The 17,612-nt window shown below is 63.8% G+C and carries 14 protein-coding genes; 9 read left to right on the forward strand and 5 right to left on the reverse strand.

Annotated elements, in window-relative coordinates:
• Position 1 precedes the first annotated feature (1 nt).
• Both ACU688_RS04670 and ACU688_RS04675 read left to right on the forward strand, forming a co-directional pair.
• Complete coding sequence (locus ACU688_RS04670; protein WP_448183810.1) at positions 2-1,612, forward strand: gamma-glutamyltransferase family protein; 1,611 nt, start codon at positions 2-4, stop codon at positions 1,610-1,612.
• A 341-nt stretch (positions 1,613-1,953) separates the two neighbouring features.
• Complete coding sequence (locus tag ACU688_RS04675; RefSeq protein WP_448183811.1) at positions 1,954-2,433, forward strand: Lrp/AsnC family transcriptional regulator; 480 nt, start codon at positions 1,954-1,956, stop codon at positions 2,431-2,433.
• Here ACU688_RS04675 and ACU688_RS04680 read toward each other — a convergent pair.
• On the reverse strand, positions 2,405-3,532 hold the full coding sequence (locus ACU688_RS04680) for an alkene reductase (protein ID WP_448183812.1): 1,128 nt from the start codon (positions 3,530-3,532) through the stop codon (positions 2,405-2,407). The genes ACU688_RS04675 and ACU688_RS04680 overlap by 29 nt on opposite strands.
• Positions 3,533-3,558: 26 nt before the next feature.
• On the reverse strand, positions 3,559-3,999 hold the full coding sequence (locus tag ACU688_RS04685) for a nuclear transport factor 2 family protein (protein WP_448183813.1): 441 nt from the start codon (positions 3,997-3,999) through the stop codon (positions 3,559-3,561).
• A gap of 133 nt (positions 4,000-4,132) precedes the next feature.
• Here ACU688_RS04685 and ACU688_RS04690 point away from each other — a divergent pair, with 133 nt between their 5' ends.
• The 6 genes from ACU688_RS04690 to fecE all read left to right on the forward strand — a co-directional run bounded on the left by ACU688_RS04690 (position 4,133) and on the right by fecE (position 11,420).
• Positions 4,133-5,053, forward strand: coding sequence for a LysR family transcriptional regulator (locus ACU688_RS04690; RefSeq protein WP_448183814.1), 921 nt, complete (start codon positions 4,133-4,135; stop codon positions 5,051-5,053).
• Positions 5,054-5,134: 81 nt separating this feature from the next.
• Positions 5,135-7,519, forward strand: a complete 2,385-nt coding sequence (locus ACU688_RS04695; RefSeq protein ID WP_448183815.1) for a TonB-dependent siderophore receptor — start codon at positions 5,135-5,137, stop codon at positions 7,517-7,519.
• A 233-nt stretch (positions 7,520-7,752) separates the two neighbouring features.
• Positions 7,753-8,667: a Fe(3+) dicitrate ABC transporter substrate-binding protein FecB gene (locus ACU688_RS04700; RefSeq protein WP_448184031.1), complete on the forward strand. Its 915-nt coding sequence runs from the start codon at positions 7,753-7,755 to the stop codon at positions 8,665-8,667.
• A gap of 2 nt (positions 8,668-8,669) precedes the next feature.
• Entirely contained in the window at positions 8,670-9,659 is a 990-nt protein-coding gene (gene fecC / locus ACU688_RS04705) for an iron-dicitrate ABC transporter permease FecC (RefSeq protein ID WP_448183816.1), read from the forward strand.
• Positions 9,656-10,624: an iron chelate uptake ABC transporter family permease subunit gene (locus ACU688_RS04710; RefSeq protein WP_448183817.1), complete on the forward strand. Its 969-nt coding sequence runs from the start codon at positions 9,656-9,658 to the stop codon at positions 10,622-10,624. The genes fecC and ACU688_RS04710 overlap by 4 nt, the downstream gene beginning before the upstream one ends.
• A gap of 4 nt (positions 10,625-10,628) precedes the next feature.
• Positions 10,629-11,420, forward strand: coding sequence for a Fe(3+) dicitrate ABC transporter ATP-binding protein FecE (gene fecE / locus ACU688_RS04715; RefSeq protein WP_448183818.1), 792 nt, complete (start codon positions 10,629-10,631; stop codon positions 11,418-11,420).
• Positions 11,421-11,530: 110 nt separating this feature from the next.
• Here fecE and ACU688_RS04720 read toward each other — a convergent pair whose 3' ends face one another.
• Genes ACU688_RS04720 through ACU688_RS04730 form a run of 3 tightly spaced genes read right to left on the reverse strand, consistent with a single transcriptional unit; the run spans position 11,531 to position 15,964 of the window.
• Complete coding sequence (locus ACU688_RS04720) at positions 11,531-12,454, reverse strand: sulfonate ABC transporter substrate-binding protein (RefSeq protein ID WP_448183819.1); 924 nt, start codon at positions 12,452-12,454, stop codon at positions 11,531-11,533.
• Complete coding sequence (locus ACU688_RS04725) at positions 12,451-13,782, reverse strand: LLM class flavin-dependent oxidoreductase (RefSeq protein ID WP_448183820.1); 1,332 nt, start codon at positions 13,780-13,782, stop codon at positions 12,451-12,453. Before ACU688_RS04725 ends, ACU688_RS04720 begins: the two co-directional genes overlap by 4 nt.
• A gap of 1 nt (position 13,783) precedes the next feature.
• Positions 13,784-15,964 (reverse strand): TonB-dependent receptor, encoded by a 2,181-nt coding sequence (locus ACU688_RS04730; RefSeq protein ID WP_448183821.1) that lies wholly within the window; start codon positions 15,962-15,964, stop codon positions 13,784-13,786.
• A 207-nt stretch (positions 15,965-16,171) separates the two neighbouring features.
• On the opposite strand from ACU688_RS04730, the gene ACU688_RS04735 reads away from it, so the two are divergent.
• The gene (locus tag ACU688_RS04735; RefSeq protein WP_448183822.1) at positions 16,172-17,212 is read left to right on the forward strand and encodes a LacI family DNA-binding transcriptional regulator; all 1,041 of its coding nucleotides are present in this window, start codon (positions 16,172-16,174) and stop codon (positions 17,210-17,212) included.
• The last annotated feature ends 400 nt before the right edge of the window (positions 17,213-17,612 follow it).

The following is a 17,612-nucleotide window of genomic DNA, read 5'->3' on the forward strand; positions in this document are numbered from 1 at the left end:
CATGATGAAATTTTCTGCTCACGAGTACCCTTATCCGTCCCAGCGCCAGAGCGTGTTTGCCCAGCGCGGCATGGTCGCCGCGTCCCAGCCCCTGGCCGCCCAGGCCGGTATCGAAGTGATGCAAAAGGGCGGCAACGCGATTGACGCTGCCATCGCCACGGCCGCCGCGTTGACGGTCGTGGAGCCCACCGGCTGCGGCCTGGGCGGTGACGCGTTCGCGCTGGTTTGGTGCCAGGGTAAGTTGCACGGCCTGAACGGCAACGGCCATGCGCCGGCGGCGTTGAGTATCGAGGCGGTCAAGGCGGCGGGGCACGACCAGATGCCGCTCTATGGCTGGACCCCGGTTACCGTGCCCGGTTGCCCATCGGCTTGGGCCGAACTGTCGAAGCGCTTTGGCAAATTGCCGTTTGAGCAGTTGCTGCAACCGGCGATCCGCCTGGCACGGGACGGCTTTCCGTTGTCGCCGGTGGTCGCTCACCAATGGCAGACCGCGCTGGACGAGTTCAGCCCCCACCGCGACCCGGTGCTGGCCGCCTGGTTCGACACTTTCCTCATCGACGGCCGTGCGCCTCGGGCCGGGGAGCTGTTCCGCAATCCGGCCCAGGCTCGCACCCTCGAAGAGCTTGCTGAAACCCGCTGTGAAAGCCTGTATCGCGGCGCCCTCGCCGAACGCCTGGATACCCACTCCCGGGCCAGCGGCGGCTACCTGCGTGCCAGCGACCTCAAGGATTACCGCGCGCAGTGGGTGGAGCCGATCCACGTCAACTACCGTGGCGTCGACGTCTGGGAAATCCCCCCCAGCGGCCAGGGCCTCGTCGCCCTGATGGCGCTGAAAATTCTCGAAGGCTTCGATTTCGATCATCGCGACAGCCAACAGACCTGGCACCGCCAACTGGAAGCCATGAAGCTCGCCTACAGCGACGGCCTGCACTACATCACCGACCCGCTGCACATGCGCGTGGCCGTTGCGGATTTGTTGAGTGACGACTACAGCCGCCGCCGCCGCGCGCAAATCGGCGAACAGGCCCAGCCACCCAAACCCGGCGACCCCCACGCCAGTGGCACGGTGTACCTGGCCACGGCGGACGCCGAAGGCAACATGGTCTCGTTCATCCAGAGCAACTACCACGGCTTCGGCTCCGGCGTGGTGCTGCCTGACAGCGGCATCGCCCTGCAGAACCGTGGGCAGGAATTCAGCCTCGACCCCGCCCACGCCAACTGCCTGGCGCCCGGCAAGAAAACCTTCCACACCATCATCCCCGGCTTCCTTACCCAAGACGGCCAGGCCCTTGGCCCGTTCGGCGTGATGGGCGGCTACATGCAGCCCCAGGGCCATGTGCAGATGGTGATGAACCTGGTGGATTTCGGCCTCAACCCGCAAGCCGCCCTGGACGCGCCGCGCTGGCAATGGCTGGGCGAAATGAAGGTCGGCATCGAGCAAGGCGCCTCGCGCGACCTGGCCAACGCCCTGGTGCGACGCGGGCACCAGGTGCAAATCGCCAACGACCTCACCGACTACGGCCGCGGGCAAATCATCCTGCGCGACCCGGTCAGCGGTGTGCTGTGCGGCGGCACCGAGCCGCGAGCGGACTCCCACATCGCCGTGTGGTAACGGCGATCTCGCCTTGTGAACCCAGTCAACTGTGGGAGCTGGCTTGCCTGCGAAAGCGGCGGTACAGGCGAAACCCACCGCCATCGCAGCCTCGCTAACGCTCGACAACTCCCACAGGGGATTGGGTTTACAGGCTGCGTCAGGTGTGCACCGTTCAAAATGTGGGAGCTGGCTTGTCGGGTCGCCGCATCGCTGCAATAGCGCTAGCCCAGGCAACATCACACCCAGCCTTGCACCCGTACAACAGGGCACTTGGGCTAGTATTGGCGCCCAAGTCGTCACCGCTCTCCAAATCGAGGCTGTGTTCGACAACCCCCTCACCCTGTCGAGCACGCCCCCCGATGGCCAAACCCGCTTCTTCCACGCTGGACCTGGACGGCTTCGACTGGTCGATCCTGGCCCTGGTCCAGCATGACAACGCCGTGCCCCTGCGTACCCTGGCCGAAAAGGTCAACCTCTCCACCGCCGCCGTGCAGCGGCGGATCAAGCGCCTGGAAGAGGGCGGGGTGATCATCGCGAATGTCGCAGTGGTCGACCCGGTCAAAGCCGGCAAGCCGATTACCATCATTGCCGAGGTCTCCGTGGAGCGCACCAGCGCCGAAGCACTGGCGGCGACCAAGACCAGCTTCAGCGTGCCCCAGGTGCAGCAGTGTTACTACGTCACCGGCGAGGCGGATTTCGTGCTGGTGCTCAACGTGGCGAGCATGCAGGAATACCAGGACCTCGCCGGGCAGCTGTTTGCCGAGAACCCCAATGTAAAGTGGTTCAAGACCCTGGTTGCGCTGGACCGGGTCAAGGTTGGGCTGCACGTACCGGTGTGACACTGGCCGTTGGGTAGTCGGTGTAACCTTGCGTCGGGCTGCCGTCGATGCCGTAGAACGTGGCGCGATCACCTTCGGCCAGCGGCCAGTCGTGCCTCATGCGTTCCACCAGGTCCGGGTTGGCAATGAACGGCCGACCGAATGCCACCAGGTCCAGGTCGCCTTTTGCCAATACCGCTTCGGCCAAGACGCGCGTGAAACCGCCCGCCGCGATCAGCGTGCCCTGGTAGGCCTGGCGCCATTGCGTGGCAAACCCGGCGGGAATCGCTTCTGCGCCAATCGTCAGTTGATCGCTCAAATGCACATAGGCCAGGCTGCGCGCATTCAGCGCCTCGGCAAGGCTAAGCCAAGCCTCGGCCTCTTGCGCGTACGGCTGCATATCGAACAGCCGACCGAACGGCGAAAGGCGCACGCCAACCTGCGCGCTGCCAATCTCGGCCGCCAACGCATCGAGGGTTTCCAGCAGAAAGCGCTGGCGATTGGCGATGGAACCACCGTATTCGTCGGTGCGGGTATTCAGCGCGCCGTTGTGGAACTGTTCGAACAGATAGCCATTGGCACCGTGCAATTCGACGCCGTCGAAACCTGCGTCCATCGCGCGGCGTGCAGCGCTGACAAAGTCTGCCGTCACGCGCCTTACTTCATCGGCCTCAAGGGCGCGCGGCAGACTGGCCTGCACCGGCCCCGGCTGGCCTTCAGCGACCCACGCATAAGCATTCGACCGGGCGGCAGTCACCGCCACCGATGACACCGGCGCACCGCCATCAGGCTGAATCGACACATGGGACACGCGCCCCACATGCCACAACTGCGCGAACATCTTGCCGCCCTTGGCATGCACCGCATCGGTGACCCGGCGCCAGCCTTGGACTTGCGCATCGTTGTACAGCCCAGGATTGAACAGGTAACCGCAGCCCTCGCGGGAAATCGGCGCGCCTTCGCTGATGATCAACCCGGCGCTGGCGCGTTGCGCGTAGTACAGCACCGTGTGTTGATCCGGGATGTCGTCCAGCGCGCGGGCGCGGGTCATTGGCGCCATCACCACGCGGTTGGCCAGCACGGTGCCGGCCAGGTTGTAGGGTTGGAACAGGTTGCTCATGGGAAGTCTCCGTAAGTGATGAAGGTTCAGGACGCCAGTGGCCACACCACGTCCAGGCGTGTGCTGCTGATCAACCACTCGCCCTGCACGCGGCGGTATTCATCGACGTACACGCCGAGCAGCAGCAATGGGCTGTCCCCGGTCGGGCGCTGGGTGACGAAGTCGGTCAGGTAGCAGCTGCCTTCGGCGCGGTCCTCGTCGAGGATCTCGATCCAGTGGTTGGACACGGCATGCAGGAACGGATAACGGCCGCGCTGCTGTGTATCAAAGTCGCGAAAGGCCTGGGACAGCCCGGCCTTGATCGCGTCGCGGCCGGTCCAGCCGGCTTGGGCGACGTGGCATACCGCGTCTGCGGTAAACAACTGCGCCAGCGCGTCCATATCGTGGGTATCGAGGTGATGGCAGTAGCGCAGGCGCAGGTTGCGAATGGCTTCCAGGGTGACGAGACGGTTCAGATCGGCGTGCATGGGACCTCGCTGGGGTGGTCAGTAAACAATGATGACCAGCTTATTCCAGCGTGGCAGTTGGATTAATACCGGATAAATACGCTCAGTTGATCCTGGAGGGATAGAATCGAGGCTTTCCCAGGTGGAGGCGAACATGGACACCCTGCAATTCGACGGCATCCCCGAATTTATCCTCGCGGCGCAACTGGGCAGCTTCACCGCCGCGGCCTTGCAGTTGGGCGTGACCAGCTCGGCCGTGGGCAAAAGCGTGACCCGCCTGGAGAAACGCCTGGGCATCAAGCTGCTGCACCGCACCACGCGCAAGTTGAACCTGACCCATGAAGGTGAGGTGTACCTGGCCAGCTGCCTGCGGATCATGGAGGAATTGCGCGGGGTCGAAGGCAGCTTTCTCAGCGGCGTCGCCGAGCCCAAGGGGCGTTTGCGCATCGACCTGCCTGCAGCGTTCGGCCGCCGGCATATCGCGCCGATGTTGATCACACTGGCCCGGCGTTATGCCCAACTGGACCTGACCCTCACCTTCGGCGAGCGCAAAGTGGACATGGTCAACGAAGGCATCGACCTGGCGGTACGCATCGGTGACCTGCGCGACGACCCGGAGCTGGTCGCGCGGCGCCTGGGCGAGCAACGCTTGGTGATTTGCGCCGCGCCGCAGTATCTACAAGCGGCCGCGCCATTGCAGAGCAAGGCCGACCTGCTGGCGCACGACTGCATCATCGGCTGGCGCAGCGGGCTGCGTAAGACCTGGCTGCTGACGAACGCCAAGGGCTCGGTGGAAGAACAGGAAGTGCGGGTGCGCCATGAGTTCGGCGACGGCGAAGTGATGCTGCGGGCGACCCTCGATGGCGCGGGCCTGTGCCAATTGCCCACCTGGCTGGTGGCCGAGCACCTGCGCAGCGGCGCGTTGGTCACGGTGCTCGACGACTGCGCGGGAGCGACCATGCCGATTCACGTGATCTGGCCACACACCCGTTACGTGCAGCCCAAAGTGCGGGTGGTGGTGGACGCGCTGCTGGCCATGGCCGAGCAACACCGCGAGGTGTTTGGCGGGCGCTGAAAAATAATGCACATCACCTGTCCCTTTTTTTCGCGTCGGCGGTCATTCCAGGTAAGCACACATTATCGAGAGCTTGCACCAATGCCCGTAGTCCGCCCCTTGCTGAAACTGAGCCTGCTGCTGAGCCTCAGCGCCAGCCCGTTATTCGCCACCGTCAGCTACGCCGACGACGCCCGCCGCAGTTACCAGGTGCCCGCCGGCAGCCTGAGTGCGGCGCTGACCCGGTTTGCCGGGTTGGCGGGGGTCAACCTGTCGGTGGACCCGGCGCTGGTCAGCGGCCGCAGCAGCAGCGGCCTGGTCGGTGAATATGGCGTGGAGGAGGGCTTCGCGCGGCTGTTGCAAGGCTCCGGCCTGCAACTGCAAGCCATGGGCGAACACGCCTATATGCTGGTGCCGGTGCCAGACGGCAGTACATTGGAGCTGGCGCCAACGTCGATCCTCGGCACCACCGGCCTGTACGACGGCGACACCTACGCCGGCGGCCAAGTGGCCCGGCGGGGCGCCCAGGGCATGCTGGGCACGCGGGACTTTATGGAAACCCCGTTCAGCATCACCACCTACACCGCCGACGCGGTGAAAAACCAGCAGGCGCGGACCCTCGGCGAGCTGATCGCCAGCGACCCCTCGGTCCGCGCCACCAACCCGGCCGGTGGGCGTTACGAGCAGTTCACCATTCGCGGGTTCAGCCTGTTCAACAGTGATGTGTCCTATAACGGCCTCTACGGCGTGCTACCGACCTACACCATCGATATGGAAATGGCCGATCGCGTCGACATCTTCAAAGGCCCGACCCAGTTGATCAACGGCATCTCGCCCCGGGGCAGCGTGGGCGGCGGGATCAACGTGGTGCCCAAGCGCGCCACCGACAAGGACATCACCTCGTTCACCGGCACCTGGGCCTCGGAAAGCCAAGCGGGCGGCGCAGTGGATGTGGGCCGACGTTTTGGCGAAGACAACAAGTTCGGCATCCGCTTCAACGGCGTGAAGCAAGCCGGCAATACTGCCTGGGATCACCAGAGCGTCGACCGCGAAATGGCCGTGCTCGGCCTGGACTTTCGCGGCGAACGCCTGCGCCTTTCCACCGACATCGGCCACACCGAACGCGACACCGACGCCCCCCAGGAGCGTGTCCAAGTGGCTGCCGCCGCACCCGTGCCGAAGGCCAGCGACGTGCGCCGCAACTATGCGCAAGGCTGGAGCAAGGCACGCACCAACGACACCTTCGGCACCTTCAACGGCGAGTACGACCTCAGTGACAACGTGATGCTCTACGGCGGCGTCGGCGCGCGTAAAAGCAACCACGACTTCCTGCGTCACGCCGTTTCCGTCAGCAACGCCGCCGGCGATTTCAAGGTGCAGCCCCGCGATTTCACCCGCGATGAAAACGTGCGCACCTACACGGCCGGCGTGCGCAACTGGTTCCACACCGGGCCGGTGAGCCATGAGGTCAACCTGGCGGCCAGCTATTTCTACATGGACTTCACCAACGGCGGCGCGCGTTATGGCGAGTCGTCGAGCAACCTCTACAACCCGGTGCAAACCCCGACACCGTCCACGGCTACGCGCCAGGACGCCAAGGTCTACACCGAAAACAAATTCAGCGGCGTGGCCTTGTCCGACACCCTCGGCTTCTTCGACGACCGCCTGCTGCTGACCCTCGGCGCTCGCTGGCAGCGGGTCAAGGTGGATGACTGGAGCAACGGCATCAAAGGCAAGACCGCCTACGATGAAGAAAAACTCTCGCCCTCCGGCGGCCTGCTGTTCAAGGCCACCGACCGGCTGTCGCTGTACGCCAACTACATGGAAGGCCTGAGCCAGGGCAAGATCGCGCCGACGGCGTCGAAAAACAGCGACGAAATCTTCCCGCCGTTCATCAGCCGCCAGGTCGAAGTCGGTGCCAAATACGACGCTGGCGCCTTCGCCGTGACGGCGGCGGTGTTCCGCATCAAGCAGCCCGCCTACGAAACCAACGCCACCACGAATCTGTTCGGGCCCAACGGCAAGCGCGAAAACTCCGGCGCGGAACTGAGTGTGTTCGGCGAACCGTTCAAGGGTGTGCGTTTGCTCGGCGGCGTGATGTACATCGACAGCAAACTGAAGGACACCACCAACGGCACCTGGGACGGCAACCGCGCCCCGGCCACACCCAAATACAACGTCAACCTCGGCGCCGAATGGGACGTGCCGGGCCTTGAAGGCGTGACCCTGACCAGCCGTGGCATCCATTCCAGCTCGCAGTACCTGGACCAGTCCAACGTCAAGGAAATCGACGCCTGGAACCGCATCGACGTCGGCGCGCGGTATGCCTTCAAGGTGGATGACAAGCACGTGACCTTGCGCGCGAACGTGGAGAACGTCGCGGATAAGCGCTACTGGAGCTCGGCCGGTGCGTCGGATGACAGCGAGCCGGGGCTGACCTTGGCGACACCGCGTACCTATCTGCTGTCGGCCACCGTCGATTTCTAAACACGGATCAACATGTGGGAGCTGGCTTGCCTGCGATAGCATCACCTCGGTGCATCTGATAGACCGAGGTGTCTGCATCGCAGGCAAGCCAGCTCCCACACAAGCCAACTCCCACATTTGCGGGGCTAATGAGAATGTTTTTTGATCACACCGCCCCAATATGGAATAGTACCCGCCGTTTTCCCAGGCCTGTCTAGCCTGGGTGTTTCAACGCCGAGGTCCTCTTCATGCGAATGCTGCGCTCCATCCCCACCCTGGCCGCCTGCCTCCTGGCGTTTTCTTCAAGCGTGCTCAGCGCTGCACCCATCGACCTTAACGACGGCCAACACGCCGTGCATCTGCCGGATGCGCCCAAGCGCGTGGTGGTGCTGGAATTTTCCTTTCTCGACAGCCTCGCCGCCGTGGCCGTAACGCCGGTCGGCGCCGCCGATGATGGCGACGCCAACCGCGTCTTGCCCCGTGTGCGCCAGGCCATCGGCCAGTGGAAGTCCGTGGGCCTGCGCTCGCAGCCGAGCATCGAGGAAATCGCCCGGCTCAAGCCGGACCTGATCGTCGCCGACCTCAACCGCCACCAGGCCTTGTACAGCGACCTGTCGAGCATCGCGCCGACGCTGCTGTTGCCGTCGCGCGGTGAGGATTACCAAGGCAGCCTGAAATCCGCCGAGCTGATCGGCAAGGCGCTGGGCAAGAGCGCAGAGATGGACGCGCGTATCCAAAAGAACCGCGAAAACCTCAAGGCCATTGCGCAACAAATCCCCGCCGGCGCCAGCGTGCTGTTTGGCGTCGCCCGTGAAGACAGCTTTTCTGTGCACGGCCCCGACTCCTACGCCGGTAGCGTGCTGCAAGCCATCGGCCTGAAAGTGCCGTCGGTTCGCGCCAACGCGGCGCCCACGGAGTTCGTCAGCCTGGAACAACTGCTGGCCCTCGACCCCGGCTGGTTGCTGGTCGGTCATTACCGTCGCCCGAGCATCGTCGATAGCTGGAGCAAACAGCCGTTGTGGCAAGTGCTCGGCGCTGTGCGCAATCAGCACGTCGCCGAAGTGGACGGCGACAGCTGGGCGCGCAATCGTGGGGTGCTGGCGTCGGAGCAGATCGCCGAAGACGCCTTGGCGATTCTCAAAGGCGGCAAAGCCGTATTGAGTCAATAAGCGTGCAGCGCAGTTTCGCGGCGGCGGGCATCGTGCTGCTGGGCGCCGTGTTGTTCTGGTGCTCGCTGTACAGCTGGTCGCCGTTCACGATTACGGCGACGGACGCGTGGAATGGCCTGGTCCATCAGGGCAGCGTCGGCGGCAATATGGCCTACATCGTCGCCCAACTGCGGGTGCCACGTGCGGTGTGTGCGGCGTTGGTCGGCGCCTGCCTGGGCTTGGCCGGGGCGCTGATGCAGGGCATCACGCGCAATCGCCTGGCCTCGCCTTCCTTGTTTGGCGTGACGGCCGGCGCGGCGTTGGGTTTGGCGCTGTTCTCGACGGGTCTGGTTGCACCGCCGTTTGTCGGTGGCGCGTTATTGATGACGTGCGTGGGCGGCGCGTTGGCCTGGGTCACCGTATTCAGCCTTGGCGGCGCCTGGTCGCCGACCACCGCCCAGGGTCGCCTGGTATTGGCCGGCGTGGCCGTCGCGGCGTTGTGCGCGGCCTTGACCCGGCTCACGGTGATCCTGGTCGAGGCCCAGGCGCAAAGCGTACTCAACTGGCTGGCCGGTTCGCTGGCCAACGTCGGCGCCGCGCAAGTGCAATTGCTCTGGCCCTGCACCTTGATCGGCGGCCTGTGGGCGCTGTGGTGTGCGCCACGCCTGAACCTGATCAACCTCGGCGAAGACGCCGCGCGCTCGTTGGGCGTGGGCATCGCCAGCCTGCGTTTGCAGGTGTTTGTCGCCAGCCTGTTGCTGGTGGGGGCGAGTGTCTGCGCGGTGGGGCCGATTGGTTTTGTCGGGCTGATTGCGCCGAATATCCTGCGCCAGTTCCTCGGCAATGATTACCGCTGGCTGATCCCGCTGAGCGCCGCCTTGGGCGCGGTGATTGTGCTCGGCGCCGACCTGCTCAGCCGCGCCGTGGCCTTCCCGGTGGAAACCCCGGCGGGCGTGGTCACCGCGTTGATCGGCGCGCCGTTCTTCCTCTTTCTTGCAAGGCGCGCCCTATGATCCGCCCGACCTTGCGCCTGTGGCTGTTGCTCGGCCTGTTGCTGCTGGCGACGTTTATCAGCCTCAGCGCTGGCACCTTGTGGCTCAAGCCCGGCGTCGTGCTGGAGCGCTTGCTGGCCCACGACGCCCTCGACTTTGAAGTGTGGAACCACCGCCTGCCGCGCAGCCTGATCGCGATCCTTGCCGGTGCTGCTTTCGGCCTGGCCGGGGCGATTGTGCAGGGCGTGATCCGCAACCCGCTGGCCTCGCCGGAAATCCTCGGCGTGACCCAGGGCGCCGGGCTGGCGCTGACCGTGGCGATCATCAGCTGGCCGCAGTTGCCGATTGCCTGGCTGCCGTTGGTGGCATGCCTGGGCGGAGCGGGCGGCGCGTTGCTGCTGGCGCTGTACAACACCGGGGTGAGTTTTTCCGGGGTGCGTTTTGCACTGTCCGGGGTGGCGATTGCGGTGACCTTGTCCAGCGTCACCGAGTTCCTGATCTTGTCCCACCCGCTGGATATCAACACCGCGCTGCTGGCCCTCACCGGCAGCCTGTGGAGCCGCAACTGGCACCATGTGGTGCTGGTGTTGCCGTTCCTCGTGTTGATCCCGCTGGGCCTGTGTTTGGCCAAGCCGCTGAACCTGATCGCCCTTGGCGACGAAGCGGCCCACAGCCTGGGCACCGCGCTGAACCGCACGCGCTGGCTGGCGATGGCCTGCGCGGTACTGCTGACCAGCCTCGGCGTCGGCGTGATCGGGCCGATTGGTTTTATTGGCCTGGTCGCGCCGCATATGGCGCGCAGGCTGGTGGGCGGGCATCACCAATGCTTGCTGCCGGCGGCGATGCTGATCGGTGCGCTGTTGCTGGTGCTGGCCGACACGCTGGGGCGCACCTTGATCGCCCCCAGTGAAATCCCCGCCGGGGTGCTCACGGCGGTGATTGGCGCGCCGTATTTTCTTTGGTTGCTGGCACGGTTCAAAGGCTGATGACATGAGTATTCTGCAGGCACACCAGCTCGATATCGGTTACGGCGCGACGCGCATCGTGCAAGGGCTGTCGTTTACGCCGCCGGCGGGAAAGGTCACGGCGTTGATCGGCCCCAATGGCTGCGGCAAGTCCACGTTGCTCAAGGCGTTTGCGCGCATTCTCAAGCCGACCCAGGGCGAACTGACCCTGGATGGCCAGGCCTACGCCAGCCTTTCCGCGCGCCAACTGGCGCGGCAGATCGCGTTTTTGCCGCAAGTCTTGCCGGTGCCGGAAGGGGTCAGCGTGCGCCAGTTGGTTGCCTATGGCCGCAGCCCGCATAACTCGCTGTGGGGGCGTTTGAGCGGCAACGATCAGTCCCATGTGACCCAGGCTATGCAGCGCCTGGAACTCGACGTTTTGGCAGATCGCGCGCTGGCGGATTTGTCCGGCGGGCAGCGCCAGCGCGCGTGGCTGGCGATGGTGTTGGCGCAGAACGCACCGGTGGTGTTGCTGGATGAGCCGACCACTTATCTCGATATCAGTCATCAGGTTGAACTGTTGGATCTGATGGGGGAGTTGGCGGCGGAAGGTAAGACGGTGATTACCGTGCTACATGACATCAACCAGGCGTGTCGGTATGCCGACCATTTGGCGGTGATGCATGGCGGCAAGTTGGTGGCGGATGGGGCGCCGGCGGCGGTGATCAGTGCCGAGTTGATGCGGCAGGTGTTTGATGTGCAGGTGCAGATCATGCAGGAGCCGGTGGCAGGCACCCCGATGTGCCTGATTGAAAAAAGCACCCGCCCTCAAGCCTGACTCGGTCAAAAAAATGTGGGAGCTGGCTTGCCTGCGATAGCTGTGTATCAGTGCCAAATGAGCAAGCTGACCCACCGCTATCGCAGGCAAGCCAGCTCCCACATTAGATCTCAGTTGCTTGGTAGGGCTTTTTTCACGTCGATGGCTTTGGGTAGCAGGTTGTTCTGAAAGAACAGATCCGCCGTCGCCTGCTGCGCCGCGATGATCTTCTCGTCAATCGGCAAGATCGGCGAAGGCGGACGATTGTCCATGTACCGCGCAATCACATCCGCAGGTAGGCCCATAAAACTGGTCAGCACCTTCAAGCTGTCTTCCCGCTGGCTACGGGTCAGCGCTTCGGCGCTGCTGAGTTCACCGAGCAGGTCGTGGACAAAGGCGCCGTTGGCCTTGGCGTATTCGCGCCGCGCGGTGTACACCGGCCCGGACAACCCCAACCCTTCACCGTTGGCCAGCACGTGGCTCGGGCTCTGGCTCAGCGCCAACGACGAATAGGGTTCCCAGATCGCCCAGGCATCCACGCTGCCGCGTTCAAACGCCGCGCGCGCGTCGGCCGGTGGCAGGTACACCGGCTGGATGTCCTTGTAGCTCAGCCCGGCCTTGTTCAGTGCGCGCAGGATCAGGTTGTGGGAGCTGGAGCCTTTTTGGAAGGCGACTTTCTTGCCCTTGAGGTCTGCCACTGAGTGCAGCGGGCTGTCGTTGCGCACCAGGATGGTTTCGGCGCTGGGCTTGGGCGGTTCGGCGCCGATGTAGACGAGGTCTGCGCCTGCCGCTTGGGCGAAGAGGGGCGGGATATCGCCGGTGGAGCCCACATCCAGCGCGCCGACATTGAGGGCTTCGAGCATCTGCGGGCCGGCGGGGAATTCGATCCACTTCACGTCAGTCTGCGGGAAGCGTTTTTCCAGCAAGCCGTGTTCCTTGGCCAGCACCAGGGCAATGGAGCCTTTCTGGTAGCCGATGCGCAGGGTCGCGGGGTCGGCGGCGAGGGCGGTTTGGGTCACGGCCAACAGGGCCAATACCAGTGCGCGAATCTTCATAGGCGGTCCTTTTTAAAGCGGTTTTCGGGGCGCGCCAAACCGAGGTTGTCACGCAAGGTGGCGCCGCTGTATTCAGTGCGGAACAGGCCGCGCCGTTGCAGCTCGGGCACCACCCACTGGGCGAAATCCTCCAGCCCACCGGGCAGGTGCGGTACCAGGATATTGAAGCCATCGGCGGCGCCGTTTTCGAACCAGCGTTGCAGCTCGTCGGCGATCTGCTCCGGTGTGCCGATCAGGCTGTAATGCCCGCGGCCACCGGCAATCCGTCGCCCCAACTGGGCCAGTGTCAGGTTCTCGCGCAACGCCAAATCACTGAGCAACTGCTGGCGGCTGCGCTGGCCGCTGTCGGTCAGTGGCAACTCTGGCAACGGCCCATCCAGCGGGTAGCCGGACAGGTCGAAGTTACCGAGCATGCGCCCAAGCAGCGCGACGCCGACTTCGGGCTCGACCAAATCCTGGAACGCCTCGAACTTCGCCTGCGCCTCAGCCTCGGTCTGCCCGACCACCACAAACACGCCCGGCATGATTTTCAGCGAATCCGCCTCCCGTCCGTACTGCGCAAGACGGCCCTTGAGGTCGGCATAAAACCCCTGGGCATTCTCCAGTGACGTCTGCGCGGTAAACACCACCTCGGCGGTTTGCGCCGCGAGATCGCGACCGGCTTCGGACGAGCCCGCCTGCACGATCACCGGCTGGCCCTGGGGCGAGCGCGCGACGTTCAGCGGGCCCTTGACGCGAAAGTGCTCACCCACGTGATCGAGCACATGCACCTTCGCCGGGTCGTAGTAATTGCCGCTGGCCTTGTCGCGCACAAAGGCGTCGTCTTCCCAGCTGTCCCACAAGCCGGTCACCACCTGATGAAACTCGCGGGCGCGGCTGTAGCGTTCGCCGTGGCCGAGGTGCTCATCACGGCCGAAATTCTGCGCTTCGGCGGCGGCGTCCGAGGTCACCAGGTTCCAGCCTGCGCGCCCGCCGGACAGGTGATCCAGCGAGGCGAATTTGCGCGCCACATGGTAGGGCTCGTTGTAGCTGGTGGTCGCCGTGGCGATCAAGCCGATGTGCTCCGTCACGGCACTCAACGCCGAGAGCAAGGTCAGTGGCTCGAAGTGATCCGAACGCGCCATATGGCTGGCGATCTCGCCAGTGGCCGCCGCCACGCTGTCCGCCACGAACAGCGCATCGAACCTGGCCGCTTCGGCGACCCGCGCCAGGTGCTTGTACTGGGCGAAATCCAGCCCGGCATTCGCCGGTACATCGGGATGGCGCCAGGCGGCGACGTGGTGCCCGGTGGCCATGAGGAAAGCGCCGAGTTTCAGTTGACGGCTCATATTAGAAATCCTTGCGCAGTTGCACGCCGAAGTAACGTTCATCGTCACGGGGCACGGCGCGGTAGATGTAGTTGCCGCCGCTGGCCAGCATCGGCGAGTAGGACTTGTCGGCAAGGTTCTTCGCCAGCAGCGCTACACGCCAGCCGTTGCTGTAGTCGGCCAGGGCCACGCTGGCGTTCCAGATGCCGTAGGCGCCTTGCTTGGTGTCGAGGTTCTGGCTGATGTCGTACTGCACTTCGCTCTGCCAGCTGTAGTCGGTGCCCAGTTCGATATCCAGGCCGTTATCCAGGGGGATGCTGTAGTCGGCGCGTACGTAGCTTTTCCAGTCCGGGCTGTACGGCAGCGGCTTGCCATTTACGTTGCACGTTGCTGCTGCGCCGGCGGGGCAGGCGAATTCGTCGATGCGTGCGCGGGTGTAGGCCAGGGCGCCGGAGAGCTTGAGTTGCTGGGTGGCCTGCAAGGCGTAATCCAGCTCGACGCCTTCGGTGCTGACGCTGCCGGCGTTGATCAAACGGGTCACGACCTGGCCGGCAACGGTGTCGAAAAAGTTGGCCTGGTAGTTGTCGTAATCGCTGTGGAACACCGCGAGGTTGGTGGTCAGGCGGTTGTTCCAGGCGGTGGCCTTGATCCCGGCTTCCCAGGTGTTGGAGGTTTCCGGCTTGAGGGCGTCGGTGTCGCGCGGCTGCATGTTGAAGAACACGTTGTAGGCCGGGCCTTTGTAGCCGCGCGAGTAGGTCAGGTAGCTGGTGACGTTGTCGCTGATGTCGTACTGCACGCCGAGGCGGCCGGACCAGCCGTCTTCGTCCACCGAGCCGGAACTTGACGTGGCCGGTTGAATCCCGCTGACCGTGGTGGCCGAGGTGGAGACGCGGCGGTGATCGTATTTCAGGTCGTCGTGGGTGTAGCGCAAACCGGCAATGCCGCGAAAGCGCGAAGTGAAGTTCAGCGTGCTCTCGCCGAACACCGCGTAGCTGTCGTTGGTGGTGCTGTAGTCGGCGATGCCACGGTCGGTGCGCGTGGTGGTGGTGAGGGTGCGCTGGTAGGTTTCTTCGTCCTTGCCGTGCATGTAGAACAGGCCGCCGACGTATTCCAGGAACTCACCTTTGGGCGAGGCCAGGCGCAGTTCCTGGGAGTATTGGTTGAATTCCAGTTGGCCCTTGTCGGCGGTGCCGGGGAATGCGGCGGTCACGGTGCCCAGGCGGTCGCCGTCCTGGTACTGAGTGTTATCCCAGCCGCGCCAGGCGGTGATCGAGGTCAGGGTGTAGTCGCCGAGGTTCCAGTCCAGCTGGGCCGACAGGCCTTTGTTGGTGTCTTCCACATGGCTGCGGGTGTCGGTGTTGATGTCGCGGTTGTCGCTGGAGGCGCGCACCGGGCTCAGGGCGTTGGTGAACGCTGGGGTCAGGGACTTGCTGACCACGCCGTTGGGCGCGTCGTCGTGGGACTGCATGTAGTCGGCGATCAGGGTCAGCTTCACGTCGTCATTGGGGGTGAACTCCAACTTGCCGCGAATGCCCTTGTGGTTGTAGCCGTTGACCTCTTGGCCGTTGTGTTGGTTATCGACGTTGCCGTCATAGCTGCCGAACAGCGTGCTGATCGAACCCTTGAGCACGTCCGGCACCAGGCTGCCGCCGATGCCGAAGCGGGTGCGGCTTTCGTTGCCGCTGTAGTAGGACTGGTCGATATAGCCGTGGGTCTCGGCGGTCGGCGCCTTGCTGGTGATATTGAGCACACCGGCCGAAGCGTTCTTGCCGAACAGCGTGCCTTGCGGGCCGCGCAGTACTTCGATGCGCTCCAGGTCGAGCAGGTCGAGGGTGGCCTGGCCGGGGCGGGCGTAGACCACGCCGTCGATCACCGTGGCCACCGTCGGCTCAACGCCGGGGGAGGTGGAGATGGTGCCGACGCCGCGCACGAACAGCGAGGTGTCCTTGTTGGAGGCACCGGTGCGGAAGTTCAGCGACGGCACTTGTTGCGCGATGCTCGCCACGCCGTTGCGGTTGTCGCGCTCCAGTTGCTCGCCGTCGAGCACCGAGACCGCCACCGGGACTTTTTGCAGGGATTCTTCACGGCGGGTGGCGGTGACGGTCACGGATTTGAGCGTCGGTTCCTGCTCATCCGCCGCAAAGGCGGGCAGGGCGGTCAGCCCGGCCAGGATCAATAATGTAGTGCGTTGGAAGTTGTGCATGCTGTGCCCGCTCGAAAAAAATGCCCTGAACCGTTGCCGTTCTGCGACGGCAACGCCTGTGAATTCGCCTCTGGCATTCGCTCGAGCGAGTAGCAGACAAAGCGCTTTGTTAGCGCTAACATCGGCATTATTGGTGGGACCGGTTTAGAACGTCAAATACTGAAAAATTAGTCCTATATGCCTTTTGGTTTCTAACAGGATTTTCCCGTGAGCGAAGACAAACCGCGCAAACGCCGTGGCGCCGGGCGCGTCACCCTCAACACCGTGGCGCGCCAGGCCGGGGTGTCGGCGATTACCGTGTCGCGTTACTTCAACCAGCCGGAGCAGGTCTCGCCCGAGCGTCGCGAGCGCATAGCCCAAGTGGTGGCCGAGCTGGGCTACGTGCCCAACCTGGTGGCCGGCGGCTTAGCCTCGGCGCGCGGGCGGATCGTGGCGATGGTGATCCCAAACATCTCCGGGCCGATCTTTGCCGACACCATCCAGGGCTTCAGCGACACCCTCAGCCAGCACGGGTATCAGCTTTTGTTGGCATCGAGTTATTTCAGTGCCGAGCAGGAAGAAAGCGCGGTGCGCGCCTTTCTCGGCTGGTCGCCGGCGGCGTTGGTGCTGACCAGCCGCTTCCACAGCGCGGCCACCGAAAAGATGATCGCCGACGTCGATATCCCGGTGGTGGAAACCTGGGACTACGTGCCCGAACGCGAGCCGTTGCAGATCGGCTTTTCCCACTACGAAGTGGGCGTCACGGCTGCGCGTTACCTGCATGGCCAGGGCTATCGGCGCATCGCTTTTGTGCAGAACAGTGCGGCGGGGGATTTCAGTGCGATGGAGCGGGGGGACGGGTTCGCCGCGACCTTGAGCGAGTTGGGCGTACAACCCTGGACCTTCGCGCCGGAAGCCGGTTGTGCGCCCTTCGAAGCCGGCAAGCAGGCGATGGACGCACTGATGAGCCACCCCACGCCGCCCGATGCAATCTTCTTCGCCAATGACAACCTCGCCGCCGGCGGCTTGCTGGCGGGGCAACGCGCCGGCTTGAACATTCCGCAAGACTGCGCGGTACTCGGTTTTGGTGATTACCCCTTCGCGCACATGCTGCTGCCGAGCCTCAGCACCATCAAGCCACCGGCGTTGCAAATCGGTGTATTGGCGGCCACGCGGGTATTGGAAAGTTTGGGGGTGTTGCCGGTGGAAGAGGAGGTACAGCGCTTGAATTTGTTGGAGTGCCGCCTGATTTCGCGGGAAAGTGCTTGAGGGCCTGAAATGCGGGAGCAATCAATGTGGGAGCGGGCTTGCCCGCGATTACGGAGTGTCAGGCGATGTATTCGTCACAGGCAGACCGCAATCGCGGGCAAGCCCGCTCCCACATTTGGATCTTCATACATCAGCCAGACAGTTGCCTGTTCTGGCTCTTGAGTTTGAAGGTGCTCAAAAAGACATTATTTATATGAATAAAATCATAAGAAAATAATGAAATCCAAGAATATTAGCTTAGACCAAAACAGCATTATATTTTCAAAACCCATTCCGTTATGTTTGATCGCAACAGCCTACCCCTGACCATGGATGGTACCCATCGTGATTCAGATTCTGCTCCCATAACCGGGTAATCATGCCCGCAGCAGAATCGTTGGAAGGGAACTCAACGTATGTT

The sequence above is a fragment of the Pseudomonas acericola (SeqCode) genome (assembly GCF_053456465.1).